The organism is Spirosoma pomorum, from assembly GCF_054776615.1.
Genome location: NZ_BAAHBP010000001.1, coordinates 1,124,007 through 1,137,936, shown reverse-complemented (window position 1 = coordinate 1,137,936; position 13,930 = coordinate 1,124,007). Strand labels below are relative to the sequence as shown.

General features: G+C 49.8%; 14 protein-coding genes. 13 read left to right on the top strand and 1 reads right to left on the bottom strand.

From position 1 onward, the window contains the following. Window positions 1-115: 115 nt before the first annotated feature. The 13 genes from tsf (at window position 116) to ftsZ (ending at window position 13,205) form a co-directional block, all read left to right on the top strand. The gene (gene tsf / locus ACYVAD_RS04690) at window positions 116-949 is read left to right on the top strand and encodes a translation elongation factor Ts (protein ID WP_461138297.1); all 834 of its coding nucleotides are present in this window, start codon (window positions 116-118) and stop codon (window positions 947-949) included. A 144-nt stretch (window positions 950-1,093) separates the two neighbouring features. Then, window positions 1,094-1,696, top strand: coding sequence for an RNA polymerase sigma factor (locus ACYVAD_RS04685; RefSeq protein WP_461138296.1), 603 nt, complete (start codon window positions 1,094-1,096; stop codon window positions 1,694-1,696). A 5-nt stretch (window positions 1,697-1,701) separates the two neighbouring features. Then, window positions 1,702-1,893: a hypothetical protein gene (locus ACYVAD_RS04680; RefSeq protein ID WP_461138295.1), complete on the top strand. Its 192-nt coding sequence runs from the start codon at window positions 1,702-1,704 to the stop codon at window positions 1,891-1,893. Window positions 1,894-1,898: 5 nt separating this feature from the next. Then, window positions 1,899-2,723, top strand: coding sequence for a mechanosensitive ion channel family protein (locus ACYVAD_RS04675; protein WP_461138294.1), 825 nt, complete (start codon window positions 1,899-1,901; stop codon window positions 2,721-2,723). A 132-nt stretch (window positions 2,724-2,855) separates the two neighbouring features. Further along, complete coding sequence (locus tag ACYVAD_RS04670; RefSeq protein ID WP_461138293.1) at window positions 2,856-3,836, top strand: DUF3078 domain-containing protein; 981 nt, start codon at window positions 2,856-2,858, stop codon at window positions 3,834-3,836. An 85-nt stretch (window positions 3,837-3,921) separates the two neighbouring features. Then, window positions 3,922-4,251: a large-conductance mechanosensitive channel protein MscL gene (mscL, locus tag ACYVAD_RS04665; RefSeq protein ID WP_461138292.1), complete on the top strand. Its 330-nt coding sequence runs from the start codon at window positions 3,922-3,924 to the stop codon at window positions 4,249-4,251. An 89-nt stretch (window positions 4,252-4,340) separates the two neighbouring features. Next, window positions 4,341-5,693: a UDP-N-acetylmuramoyl-L-alanine--D-glutamate ligase gene (murD, locus tag ACYVAD_RS04660; RefSeq protein ID WP_461138291.1), complete on the top strand. Its 1,353-nt coding sequence runs from the start codon at window positions 4,341-4,343 to the stop codon at window positions 5,691-5,693. Window positions 5,694-5,743: 50 nt separating this feature from the next. Beyond that, complete coding sequence (locus ACYVAD_RS04655) at window positions 5,744-6,877, top strand: FtsW/RodA/SpoVE family cell cycle protein (RefSeq protein ID WP_461138290.1); 1,134 nt, start codon at window positions 5,744-5,746, stop codon at window positions 6,875-6,877. Between the two features lie 41 nt (window positions 6,878-6,918). Continuing rightward, window positions 6,919-8,010: an undecaprenyldiphospho-muramoylpentapeptide beta-N-acetylglucosaminyltransferase gene (murG, locus tag ACYVAD_RS04650; RefSeq protein ID WP_461138289.1), complete on the top strand. Its 1,092-nt coding sequence runs from the start codon at window positions 6,919-6,921 to the stop codon at window positions 8,008-8,010. A 61-nt stretch (window positions 8,011-8,071) separates the two neighbouring features. Next, the gene (gene murC, locus ACYVAD_RS04645; protein ID WP_461138288.1) at window positions 8,072-9,460 is read left to right on the top strand and encodes a UDP-N-acetylmuramate--L-alanine ligase; all 1,389 of its coding nucleotides are present in this window, start codon (window positions 8,072-8,074) and stop codon (window positions 9,458-9,460) included. Between the two features lie 33 nt (window positions 9,461-9,493). Next, complete coding sequence (locus ACYVAD_RS04640) at window positions 9,494-10,267, top strand: cell division protein FtsQ/DivIB (protein ID WP_461138287.1); 774 nt, start codon at window positions 9,494-9,496, stop codon at window positions 10,265-10,267. Window positions 10,268-10,278: 11 nt separating this feature from the next. Further along, entirely contained in the window at window positions 10,279-11,661 is a 1,383-nt protein-coding gene (gene ftsA, locus ACYVAD_RS04635; protein WP_461138286.1) for a cell division protein FtsA, read from the top strand. 80 nt (window positions 11,662-11,741) lie between these two features. Further along, the gene (gene ftsZ / locus ACYVAD_RS04630; RefSeq protein ID WP_461138285.1) at window positions 11,742-13,205 is read left to right on the top strand and encodes a cell division protein FtsZ; all 1,464 of its coding nucleotides are present in this window, start codon (window positions 11,742-11,744) and stop codon (window positions 13,203-13,205) included. A 67-nt stretch (window positions 13,206-13,272) separates the two neighbouring features. On the opposite strand, the gene ACYVAD_RS04625 is transcribed toward ftsZ, so the two are convergent. Beyond that, entirely contained in the window at window positions 13,273-13,923 is a 651-nt protein-coding gene (locus ACYVAD_RS04625) for a hypothetical protein (protein WP_461138284.1), read from the bottom strand. Window positions 13,924-13,930 lie beyond the last annotated feature (7 nt).

Here is a 13,930-nt window from a genome sequence, read left to right as displayed (position 1 = left end):
CGTAACGTCAACGCAATAGCCCGTAGCCAGCCGCTATGGGCTATTGCATTTTTACATTGCAATTGACTGATTACCAGAAATATTCTGAAAAATTAATCAACAACCAACGATTATTATGGCAATTACTGCTGCTGACGTAAACAAACTTCGGCAAGAGACCGGAGCCGGGATGATGGACTGTAAAAAAGCCCTGACCGAAGCCAACGGCGATTTTGAAAAAGCAAAAGAAGTTCTGCGTAAGCAGGGCCAGAAAATAGCAGACAAACGGGCTGACAATGCAACTGCCGAAGGTATTGTATTGGCGAGCGTAAGCGAAGATGGCAAGTCAGGTAAAGTGATTGCATTGGCCTGCGAAACGGAGCCAGTATCTAAAGTTGCCGATTTCCAAAACCTAGCGAAAGCCGTTATGGATGCTGCTGTTAGCTCAAATGCAACCGACAAAGCTGCATTGTTGGCTACCCCACAAGCGGATGGCCGGGCATTGCAGGATCACATCACGGACCTGATGGGCAAAATCGGTGAAAAGATCGACGTTGCTTCGTTCGAAACCGTAACCGCCGATAAAGTTGTATCGTACATCCACTCGAACGGTAAACTGGGCGTACTGGTTGCTCTGTCGAACACCAACGGAACCGACGTAACGGAAGTTGGTAAAGATGTCGCAATGCAGATTGCCGCTATGAAGCCAGTTGCTCTGGATAAAGATGGCGTTGACGCTACGATCGTTGAGCGTGAAATCGAGATCGGTAAAGAGCAGGCTCGTCAGGAAGGCAAACCAGAAGCGATGCTGGAAAAAATCGCGATGGGTAAACTGAATAAGTTCTACAAAGAAAATACCCTGCTGAACCAGGAGTTCGTAAAAGATAGTTCGCTGACGATTGCGCAACTGCTGGACAAAACCAGCAAAGGCCTGACCGTATCGGACTTCAAACGGGTTGCTATCGGTTAATCATACCAAGTACTTTCCCGAAAAGCCCAGCCAGACAATGGCTGGGCTTTTTTTGTATAAGCGTTTAAAAACACGTAAAGGAAAGCCGTACGTCTGCGTTACTTTTACTTTTTGATCTCGTCACAATGCCCACCGTAACACACAATGAAAAATTTATCGGACGAGGAGTTAGTCCGTTTGTACATCGACACCCAGCGGAACACTTATTTCGAGCGTTTATACGAACGTTATTGTGACAAGGTGTACCGCAAATGCCTTTCATTTACGAAAGACCCGGTTCGGGCCGAAGACTTCACGCACGACATTTTCCTCAAACTGATCATTAAACTGGGAGGCTTTCGCGAGCAGGCTAAGTTTTCAACCTGGTTGTATTCCGTTACCTACAACTATTGCACCGATCAGCTACGGGCGCCCCAGTCCCGCCGGGAGGTGTACATGGACGAAGGCTGGGATCGCTTCGAAGATGAACCGGATGAGCTGGCCGAGATTGCTGAACTGGAAGCCCAGCGACTTCGCGTCGCTATGGATCAGCTGACACCCGACGAACAAGCCCTGCTGCTAATGAAGTATCAGGATGACGTTAGCATTAAGGAGATCGCTGAATTGAATGGCCTGACAGAAAGTGCCGTGAAAATGCGCCTGAAGCGTCTACGCGAAAAGCTTCGCCGGTACTACCTGGAAGGGGCAATTTTCTGGTTGTTACTCGCTATCAAAGCTTCTTTTACCTTTCGCTGGCCTTTCCGATAAGTCATATGGAGACTAACCCATTCAAAACGATTGAACCGGACGTAAGCTGTCCGCCTAACCTGAAAAAGGAGATTGTTGCTGAGATTGATCTGATTCGCAATGCTTTACAGGTTGTCGAAGTGTACGCGTACGACATCTTTCCTGCCTTTACCACCTTCCTGAGTGGATTGATCCCCGAACAGGACAACCAACCGTAACATTTATGAATAACGTACCTAATCTTCAGGAAATCCTGATCAACATTGTTGTTGGTTTGATCAACCAACTGGTCAATTTTATCCCCCGCCTGATCAGCGCTATTGTCATTCTGGTGTTAGGACTGCTCGTTGCCAAGCTCGTTCGCACAGTAGTCAAAACCATACTCAGTAAAGTCGGCGTTGATAAAGTTGGCGATCAGCTCAACGAAATCGACCTGGTAAAAAAGCTCAATACCGATATCAAGGTTAGCACGATACTGGCCCAGGTCCTCTACTTCTTTATCGTCCTGATTTTTGCTACGGCTGCGGCCGAAATGCTGGGCGTTGCGGCCTTAACCGACCTGGTGCTCGGCATAACGAATCTGATTCCAAAACTGATTGTCGCTGGTCTGATGCTGGTAGTTGGCCTGTTTATTTCTGAGGGGCTGAAAAAATTTATTATCAATCTCTGCGACTCATTCAACATCAGCGCGGGACGAATGCTGGGTACCATTGTCTTCGCCTTTTTCCTGACTATTACGCTCATCAACGCCCTGGGGCAGGCTGGGATTAATACGGAACTGCTGGAGTCGAGCTTTAATCTGATCATTGGGGGAGTCATCTTTGCGTTTGCGATTGGGTATGGCATTGCCTCCCGCGATGTGATGGCGAATATCATCTCCTCGTTCTACTCAAAGAATAAATACCGGGAGGGACAAATTATCCAGATCGATGACGTAAAAGGGGAAATCATCAAGATTGACTCGACGTCAATAACTTTACAGACTGAGGGCACAACGACGGTTTTTCCGCTACAAACCTTACAGACGAAAAAAGTAGAGATTTTCTAAAACCAGAAATTGAAACGTAATTCGATCGCTGGATTCTCCTTGGCAAATAGCCCCAGTTCGTCAAAAACTCTGTTTGTAGAACATAATAAAAAGAAAGCCCGGTTACCTAGCCGGGCTTTTCTGGTAATAGCAATGATGAAGGTAACGTTACGCTTTCTGCTGACCTGGCTTGTTAGCTACAATGCGATGGCTCAGGATACGACCGTAGTAAAGAATTTCAAGGATACACTGGTCGTCAAAATAAAATACGATACAACATATTGGCAGCGCTCGTTCAGTGGGGGTATTAACCTAAACCAGGCTTCGTTCAGCAATTGGTCGGGGGGCGGTATCAACTCGATTGCGATAGGAAGTTCTATAGCTGCCAGAGCCTTGTACACGAAAGGCCAGTGGTCCTGGGATAATACTGGTGACTTTCAGTTAGGCTTTGTCCAGCAGGAAGGAATCCGGCGGAAATCCTCGGATCAAATGCTGGTAACATCCGTGGTGGGCCTAAAAGCATCGCCCGTGTTGGATTACTTCTTCTCCAGTACGTTCTCATCATATTTTGCTCCGGGTTACCAATACACGAGCTTACCGCCGGAGCAAACCCAGCTTAAAATATCCAACTTCTTGAGTCCCGGCCAGCTTAGTCTGGCTTGGGGGCTAGCCTATAAACCGCAAACCTGGCTGTCGGTGCGGCTTAGCCCGTTCTCCCCCCGGTTTACGTTTCTGCTGGATAACAGCGTTCGCTATCGATATCAGGGCGATAGCCTGTACGTTCGAGATCCAACGGCTACGGTGTATGGCGTGCGTCCGGGTAGGCGAGTTCGCACGGAGTGGCTGGCGCTCCAGTTGCAGGCAACGTTAGATAAAAACGTAGCGGATAACATCAACATCAACGCCAAATACCTGATGTACGCCAACTATCAAACGCTGAACGCGATTGACCATCGGATCGATCTGACTGTAACGGCCAAGATTACCCGCTATATCAGTACAACGTTTGGCCTAATTGCTTTACTCGATAAAGATTATAGCTCGGCCCTACAGCTTCAGCAGACGCTGGCGATTGGGCTGCTGTATAATGTGAGTACCTTCCGCGATAAGAAAAAGACAACAGCAGCCAAGTGACGCTACTTTGATTTTTAATTCTTAACCGATAGCTTAACCGTCTGATAAACAAAACCGAGCATTCACTCCAAACCTGACGTATCGTATGCTGAATGAATTCCGTGAATTTATTGCCAAAGGAAATGTACTGGATTTAGCCGTCGGTGTCATTATTGGCGCAGCTTTCGGTAAAATCACCACTTCACTGGTGGAAGATGTCATCAATCCAATTCTGGGATTGATCATCGGTGGTATCGACTTTAGCCAGTTGAAATGGGTGTTAAAAGAGGCAGTAGGCACAACACCAGAGGTCGCTATTCGCTACGGTAACTTTGTCAATACCGTCCTGCAATTCCTGATCATTGCCTGGGTTGTCTTCCTGATTGTTAAGTTGGCCAATCGACTGCGGGTCACCAACTCACTGACGAAGGAGTAAACGAAAGCTAGAAAGTTCAGCGAAAAGCCCCGGTACGTAACCGGGGCTTCTTTATTTATGCGTTATTTTGCTGTTCGTATCAGGTGATTATGGCAGCAGCAAAATTAGCGATTTTAGGAGGTGGCGAAAGTGGTGTCGGCGCGGCATTGCTGGCGCAGGCCAAAGGATTTGACGTTTTTTTATCGGATCGGAGCCCGCTCAAGGAAAACTATCGGCTTCAACTTATTGACGCTGGTATCCCATTCGAAGAAGGACAACATACCGAAGCCCGGATTCTGGATGCGGTTGAAGTAGTCAAAAGTCCCGGTATTCCTTCCACAACTCCGCTGATCCAACAACTACTCGCACAAGATACCCCCGTCATTTCCGAAATCGAATTCGCGGCTCGTTATACCGATGCTAAACTCATTGCCATCACGGGTAGCAACGGGAAGACCACGACAACACTGCTGACATATCACCTGCTCAAATCAGCAGGACTAAATGTTGGGCTTGGGGGAAATGTGGGAGATAGCTTCGCCGGACAAGTGTTGGCGACTAAGGCTGATTATTACGTGCTGGAGCTGAGTAGCTTCCAGTTAGATGATATGTATGAAACACACCTGGATACGATGGTGCTGTTAAATATTACGCCCGATCACCTGGATCGTTACGGCTACAACTTTCAAAATTACGTCGACTCGAAGTTTCGGATTCTGCGAAACGCCCAACCCGACGATACGTTTATCTATTTTCAGGAAAGTGAGCCGATCATAGCGGAGTTAGCCAAACGCCAGCCAGCCGTACGTCAGTTGCCTATTTCACTGGAAACGAACGTTTCGGAAGGCGGCTATCTGGCCGACGGACAATTGGTCGCTACGGTTGGTAGACAACAACTAACCTTGCCGCAAACCGAAACAACATTACGGGGGACGCACAATGCGATCAACTCGTTGGCGGCTATTCTCGTCGCGCAGTCCCTGGGCATTTCGAACGAGGCCATTGTTGCTGGGTTAAAAACCTTCACGAACGCAGCGCACCGACTCGAACCGGCGGGTACGATCGACGGAGTCCAATACATCAACGATTCCAAAGCAACAAACGTCGATTCGGTGTTTTATGCCCTTTCCAGCATGGAAGCGCCTACGGTCTGGATTGCGGGCGGTCAAGATAAAGGGAATGATTACCAGCAGTTGGACGACGTTGTGCAGCAACATGTCAAAGCGCTTGTTTGCCTGGGGATCGACAACCAGAAACTGCTGACCTATTTCGCCGATAAAATTCCCGTGATTGGGGAAAGCCGATCGATGAAAGACGCCCTCGTGCAGGCTCAGTCGCTGAGTGAGCCCGGCGACGCGGTGCTGTTATCGCCAGCCTGTGCCAGCTTCGATCTGTTCAAAAACTACGAAGACCGGGGCAATCAGTTCAAAGCTGTTGTTCAGTCGATGGCCAAACACGCCTAGTCAAAACGAGCGTAATATTTTCTTAGCAACGCCTTACCATTTCTATTACTATGGCTCTCCGCGACTGGCTCCGTACGCACCTGAAAGGTGATCGCCAAATCTGGTGGATCGTTCTATATCTGTCCATCATGAGTATCCTGGTTGTGTATAGCGCAACCGGAACCAAGGCGTTTCGCGAACTGGACGGCAATACCGAAGCCTTTCTGTTCAAGCACGGCTTTCTGCTGTTAGTTGGTGTAGCGTGCACCTATTTTGCCCACCGGTTCAATTACGTTGTGTACGCCAAGCTGTCGAAGTTTGGGCTATGGTTGTCCATTCCGCTGCTGCTATGGGCCTTTTTCAAGGGAACGAACCTGAACGACGCATCGCGCTGGGTAACCATTCCGATTATTGGCCAAACCTTTCAGCCATCGGATTTGGCTAAACTGGCGCTAATTTCCAACCTGGCGGCTATGCTGGCCAAGCGGCAGAAAATCATGAACAATCCGGAGGTATTGTTTAGCCTGATTCTGTGGATTGGCGTTATCTGTTCGCTGATCATCCTGTCGAACACGTCGACAGCGCTTCTGCTGGCGGCTACCTGTTTTCTACTGATGTATATCGGCCGGGTACCAACCAAATACCTGACCTACATGGTCGTTGTGTGTGTCGTACTGGGGGGCCTGGGCCTGATGCTGGGGCAGCGTTTTGGTACGGCAACTAACCGGATGAAGAGCTTTATGGACTCCGATACGATCGTATATCAGGTTGAACAGTCTTACATCGCACTGGCTAATGGGGGGCTGATGGGGCAGGGGCCTGGCAACAGCCACCAGCGCAATACGTTGCCGAATCCATTTTCTGACTTCATATACGCCATCATTGTCGAAGAGTACGGATTGCTGTTCGGCGCCATTCCGGTGTTGCTGGCGTATTTATGGTTTTTGTGGAGAGGCATTCGAGCCATCCGCGTAACAAGTCGACCGTTTGGTGGACTGCTATCAGTAGGATTAACGTTCAGTATTGTTTTTCAGGCATTTGCCAGTATGTGCGTGGCGATTGGCCTGGCTCCCGTGACGGGGCAGCCAATGCCGATGCTTAGTATGGGTGGGACGTCACTCATTTTTACCGGGCTATCGATCGGAATCGTCTTAAGCGTTAGCCGGGGGGAAGCTGATGAACGGGCCATTGCTGATAGTCGATAAGGCCAGCCGCATGGCAGGATGGTAGTTATTCAGAAAAACCTATGAAAGTAATAATCAGCGGGGGCGGTACCGGTGGCCATATCTACCCGGCTATCGCCATCGCGAATGAACTGAAGGCATTGGACCCAACGACCGAGATTCTGTTTGTTGGCGCGGAGGGGAAGATGGAAATGGAAAAAGTGCCACGGGCAGGCTATCGGATTCTGGGTCTACCCGTAGTGGGGATCAAGCGTGAATTGACGCTGGCCAATCTGGCCTTTCCGATCAAACTGGGGCGGAGCTTTCTGCGGGCGCAGCAAATCGTGCGGGATTTCAAGCCGGATGTAGCGGTGGGTGTCGGTGGGTACGCGAGTGGACCGCTACTACTGGCGGCTTCGCTGAAAGGAATACCCACACTGATCCAGGAGCAGAACTCCTACGCGGGTATCACAAACAAGGCGCTGGCGCGCTGGGCACGACGCATCTGCGTGGCGTATCCGGGTATGGAAGCGTTCTTTCCTGCCGACAAGTTAAAAATGACCGGTAATCCAGTGCGTAGTGATATTCAGTACGCTGATCAACAGGTAGCAGCCGGGCGACAGCTGTTTGGATTGGAAGAAGGACGACTCACCCTGCTGGTTATTGGTGGAAGCCAGGGAGCCCGAACACTCAACGAAAGCATGGAAGCCGGTCTGGCGCAATTTGTTGATGCGGGCGTGCAGGTAGTCTGGCAGACTGGGACTGCCTTCATTGAGCGCGCCCGAGCGGCTGTTGCTACGCTGGGTTCTCCATTGGTCAAAGCCTATGACTTTATCTACGATATGGATAAAGCCTATGCCGTAGCCGACGCTGTTGTGTCGCGGGCGGGCGCGTTGTCCGTATCCGAATTATGCCTGGTGGGCCGCCCGGCGATCCTGGTCCCGTTGCCTACGGCGGCTGAGGATCACCAGACTAAAAATGCCATGAGCCTGGTCGATCGGCAAGCCGCTTTACTGATTAATGATCGAAACGCTCGGCAGGAATTGGTACCAGCGGCTCTGGCGCTGTTGAACAACGAACGCGAACGGCAACAACTAAGTCAGCAGATTAAAACGCTGGCTCGCCCGAATGCCGCTCGGGAAATTGCAGAAGAAGTACGAAAACTGGCGAAATAAGAAGCTGGCTCGGCTGTAAGAAACGGAATGAAAATTGTTCCTACGGATTGTCAACTAAGTTATGACATTAGATACAATTAAGAACGCTTATTTTTTGGGGATTGGTGGTATCGGCATGAGTGCCCTGGCCCGCTGGTTTCGCATCAACGGCTATGCCGTGGCTGGTTATGACAAGACCCCAACGCCACTGACCGATGCGTTGGAGGCCGAAGGGATGACTATTCATTTCACTGAAGATGTTGACCAGATTCCAGCTTCGTTTCGTGAGAATCCGGCTGATACGTTGGTTATCTATACGCCCGCCGTTCCGAAAACGCACGCTGAATACATCTATCTGACCGAAAATGGCTTTACGCTACAAAAGCGATCGCAGGTCTTAGGACTCATTGCTGGCCAGATGAAAACGGTTGGTATTGCTGGTACGCATGGCAAAACCACAACTTCGTCAATGGTAGCTCATATCCTGCGGGATTCGGGTGTAAACTGCGCGGCATTCCTGGGTGGTATCACGGCTAACTACGGTACAAACTTCCTGCTCAATGAACCCGCTGAAGACCTACGCTCAGTGGTGTGTGTAGTGGAGGCTGACGAATTTGATCGCTCCTTTCTGACCTTATTTCCGCACCTGGCCGTCGTTACATCAACGGATGCCGACCATCTGGACATTTATGGCGCTCACGAGGCCGTGCTGGAGTCGTTCAGCAAGTACGTGAGCCAGATCGAGTCGGATGGTGTGTTGTTCATGAAAGACGGCCTATCGCTGGCCGACAAAACAACGGCGCAGGTTCGACCTTATTCGCTCGACAGTGGCGATTATCATAGCCAGAATCTGCATGTGGATAATGCTACGTTCCGGTTTGATCTGGTTTATCCGGGCGGAGTTATTGGCGACATCTGTTTGACGGTACCTGGCTTTCACAATGTTGAGAACGCCATTGCGGCTGGTGCCGTCGCGCTTGAGCTGGGCGTAACACCCGAAGCGATCAAAGTGGCCTTAGCCAGCTATCGTGGGGTGAAACGGCGGTTTGATTACATTCTCAAAACCGATAGCGCCATTCTAATTGACGATTACGCACACCACCCGGCCGAAGTCAAAGCGTTCCTGTCATCGATAAAAGCACTATATCCGGATCGGGACGTAACGGCCGTTTTTCAACCTCATTTGTTCACGCGGACCCGTGATTTCGCTGATGCATTTGCCGAAAGTTTATCGCTGGCTGATCACGTTATCCTGCTGGACATCTATCCGGCGCGTGAATTGCCGATTGAGGGCGTTACGTCGGATTTGATTTTTGAGAAAATTCAGACGAAGAAAAAAGAAAAAAGTACAAAAAGTGAACTACCTTCATTAGTTCAATCACTCAAACCATCATTACTGGTTACAATCGGTGCTGGTGACATCGATCAGTTGTTACCAGTGTTAAAAGCAGAATTAGAGACCAATAGATAAAAATATTTGTTTGACAACTTAGCATATTTACGGATGTTCTCTACCTTTAATTCGACCAGAAAGTGGGCACTGACCATCGGCGGCATTTGCTGTCTGTTCGGTCTGATCGCTTTCACCGAAATTCAACAGGGTCAGAAGCACGTTCAGGCGGTTGTTATTCATCTGGACGAAGTCGATGGACACCGGTTTTTGACGAACCGAGACGTCCGGGGCTATTTGACCAATGAAGGCGCTGACCCGGTTATCGGAAAGCCATATAACGAGGTTGATTTTCGGCAGCTGGAGCAACGATTGTTGCAGCATGGACTGGTAAAAAAGTGCCAGGTGTCGCGTGACTTGAGGGGAAACCTGCTCGTTACAATTGAACAACCCCGGCCGGTTGCTCGATTAATGGCATCTGGAGAAGAGATTAGAGCCATGTCGGGCCAGTACGTCAGTGAAGAGGGACGATTTTTTCCGTTATCGATGAACTACGCAGCCCGGGTACCAATTCTGACGGGAGCTTATTTCCGCCAGAATCGGTCGTTATCGGCCGAGAAAAACCAGCCACTGCTGAACTTGCTGAATAAAATTCAGCAGGATCCGTTCTGGCGGGCGCAGATTACCGAACTGTCGGTGGATGAACAGGGAAGTGTTACCATGTGGCCACAAATCGGCAGTCACCAGATCGAGTTGGGTTTACCGACGGATCTGGACGTAAAATTTAAGAAACTGAAATTAGTTTACACGGATGTGTTGCCTGCCAAAGGCTGGGATCGGTATAAGCGGGTAAGCGTTCAGTACCGTAATCAGATCGTGTGTGAATGACAGATATAGGTATGGACGATAAGATTGTAGTAGGACTGGACATTGGCAGCACGAAAGTGTGTGCCGTTGCGGGTCGGGTAATACGCAACAACAAAGAGCAGGAAACGCTCGAAGTGTTGGGCGTTGGGGAAACTGCGTTGACCGACGGAGTAACAAAAGGCTCTGTGGTGAACGTCAACAACACGGTCGATGCCATCAAACGTGCTGTCGCTGAAGCGTCGAATCAGTCGAATTTGAATATTCAGCTGGTAAACGTAAGCTTCAGCGGATCGCACGTAACGTCCGTTAAATCAAACGGTAACATTACGCGATCTTCGTCGGGCGATGAGATTCAGATGGAAGATATCGACCATCTGCTGTTCGATATGTACCGCACGTCGATCCCGGCTGACAAAGAGATTATTCACGTATTACCCATGGACTTTACTGTTGATGGGGAAACGAACGTTAAACAACCCGTTGGCCGGAATGGCGTTAAGCTAGGGGCTGACTTTCAGCTGATTACGGCACAGGCCAACGCGGCACGTAACGTCCGAAAATGTATTGCCCGTAACAACCTGATGCAGGACACCATGATGTTGTCGGCACTGGCGTCGGGACTGGCGGTACTGACGGACGAAGAGAAGAACGCGGGAGTAGCCCTGGTGGATATCGGTGGAGGTACTACTGAACTGGCTATTTACTACCGGGGCGTACTACGGCACGTAGCGGTGTTCCCCTGGGCTGGTAACAGTTTGACCTCGGATATTCAGGCGGGTTGCAAAATTATGCCTGAACAGGCAGAGCAACTGAAAAAGCGCTTTGGTAACGCCGATCCGGCGGAGTATAATCTCAACGAAGTGGTTGCCGTTCCTGGCCTGAGCAATCGGAAACCCAAGGACGTACTGCTGAAAAACGTAGCGCTCATTATTGAGGATCGACTGCGTGAAATTGCGGCCTTAGTACAAGCCGAAATCATTCGTTCGGGCTACGAAGGGAAACTGCTGGCAGGTGTTGTTCTGACCGGTGGTTCGGCGCTTATTCCGGGGGTAGAGCAGGTGTTTGCGCGTGTGACAGGTATGGAAGAGGTCCATGTTGGTTATCCGGAGCATCTGGAGCCAAATGGCCGGGCTGACCTGGTTGGAGACCCTGCCTACGCAACCGCTGTCGGTTTAGTTTGGGCTGGTTACAAAACCATTGATAATCGGATCTCGTTCATAAGTGACCCCAATCGGACTAACCATACGGAAAGTCCATCACCCCGGCCCGTATATAGCTCATCGTCAGCGAGTAGTCGTGAGAAGCCCGTTGCGCCGGAGCGTGAGCCCGAAAAAGAAAAGAAATCCGGTGGCTGGTTAAGCTGGCTGAAAGAAGCGCTGCAACCGACGCGTGGCAGCGAGACCGATACGTATTAAGACCCATACGTGGGGACTCCATTTTGGAGCTTGTTAGTACTACATAGTATTTGTAAAACGAAAAGACACCAGAGGTCGAAATGATACTTAGTCAAGGCTTTAGATTCGAGCAGACCGAAGACAACAAAGCAATTATTAAAGTTGTTGGGGTTGGCGGTATGGGTGGCAATGCCGTTAAGCACATGCATGACATGGGCATGAAGGACGTCAACTTTGCCATTTGTAATACCGATCGGCAGGCGTTGATGAGTAACCCTGTCCCGATCAAGCTGCAGCTAGGCGATGGTCTGGGAGCGGGAACGGAAGCCAAAGCGGGTGAAGATGCAGCCCGCGCCAGCATTGAAGAAATAAGAAACTTACTGGCTCCCCCCACCAAAATGGTGTTCATCACGGCGGGGATGGGGGGCGGTACTGGTACCGGAGCAGCCCCTGTTGTCGCCGAAGTGGCTCGTGAAATGGGGATGTTGACCGTAGCGGTCGTAACGGCTCCGTATTGGTACGAAGGTATTGATAAGAAAGAGCAGGCACGGGAAGGGATCGAGAAGCTAAAGAAAAGCTGCGATACCGTTCTTGTTGTGCTGAACGATAAACTGGCCGAGCTTTACAGCGAGCTAACCTGGACAGAAGCGTATGCTCACGCGGATGACGTACTGGCCAATGCTGTAAAAAGTATTGCCGAGATTATCACGACGCAGGGCGACATCAATGCTGACTTTGCCGACGTAAAGAAAGTACTTGAACAGGCTGGTCAGTCCGTGATGGGATCGGCCGAAATAGGCGGTGAGGATCGGGCGCTACGTGCTATCGAAGCTGCGCTGAATTCACCGTTGCTGAACGACCACGACATTCGGGGAGCAAAACGTATTCTGTTGACGATTGCGTCGAGTAAAGAACACGCCATGTTGCTGAAAGAGCAGATGGCCATTTCGGAGCACGTAGCCAAGAAAATTCATACGGAAGCCCGGATGTTCAAATTCGGAGCTATCACCGATAAGGAACTCGGCGACAAACTGCGCGTTACCATTATTGCCGCTGGCTTTGATGGGACAACGGCGTTGATGGAGCAGCTGAAGAACACCACTGATTCAAAAAACGACCCAACGCCAGAGGAGAAAGCGCCTGAAGTAACTGACGAAGCGTTAGTTGCGCAGGAACCCGAACCTGAATTAGAAACTGCCGAGTTAGAAACGGCTGATTCTACCGCCGGGGTTACGCTGAAAGCAGACGAGAAGTCGACAGACACGGGATACAATGGGCATACGATTATGGAGCCCATGACTGTGCGGCCGGAGTCAACCAACGTATTGCAACCGCAGCGAGTTCTACCGATAGAGCCGCCAATGCTGGACCCAATCGACATTCTAGTTGAGGATGAACGGCCTAGTGATACCGACTTGATTCGTCGGACAGTAGAGATGTTCGTAAAGAACTATCACACCACGGCCGATCTGGATAAGCCAACGTTCGAACGTAACAAAACGGTGTTGTACACGATGCCGCTTTTGCCTGAACATGACTACGTCCGTTCTAAGCTGAACGATTAAGGCTATTAGATTTCATTAACGCAAAAGGGACGCTGTTTGACAGCGTCCCTTTTGCATTGTGTGGGTATTAGTTCTCTGCCGGGCAACACTTAGCGTAGTTACTAATTTTACGTACTCTGGTATGGCCGAGATTATCCTGTTCTGTGTATTCTACCACACAATCATCAACACAAAAATCACTGCCGTTAATTTTACTCCATGTAATGGTAGGCCGCACTGGCGGTTGATGAGGGGGCGGATCTCCTAGCGAACTTGTCCCTCCTGATTGACAGTTTGTTGTATAATTAGTGGTAGCTATCTCCCCACTTTGTTCAGCATGAAAAGTGTAAGTGGTTCCTGAGCGACGGTTCTTGGGAACCATAAAAATATTATCTTCATCAGTAGATACTATTCCATCGGCTCTGAACATGATGGGTTCCTTGTTCCCACCAGTTGAGACCAGAGTTATTAGACCAGTTTTGCAATTCATCTCCGCTTTTAATTCTAGTGGCGGGGGCTCAGGCCAAACTAACCATGCAATAGCTGCTAGTAGTACTAGAGTCCCCGCAATTATAGCGATTCTTCCCCCAGGCGGCTTGGGAGGGATAGCCTCTTTAATGTTAGTACTTTCACAGTTAGGGCAGACGTTTTCCTCTCCTTCGGGTAAAGAGAATACTCTGGGCGGTCTCTCATCAGCCCAGCTACATTCACCGTGGTTTAAACAAATGTAATTTTTCATAATTGGT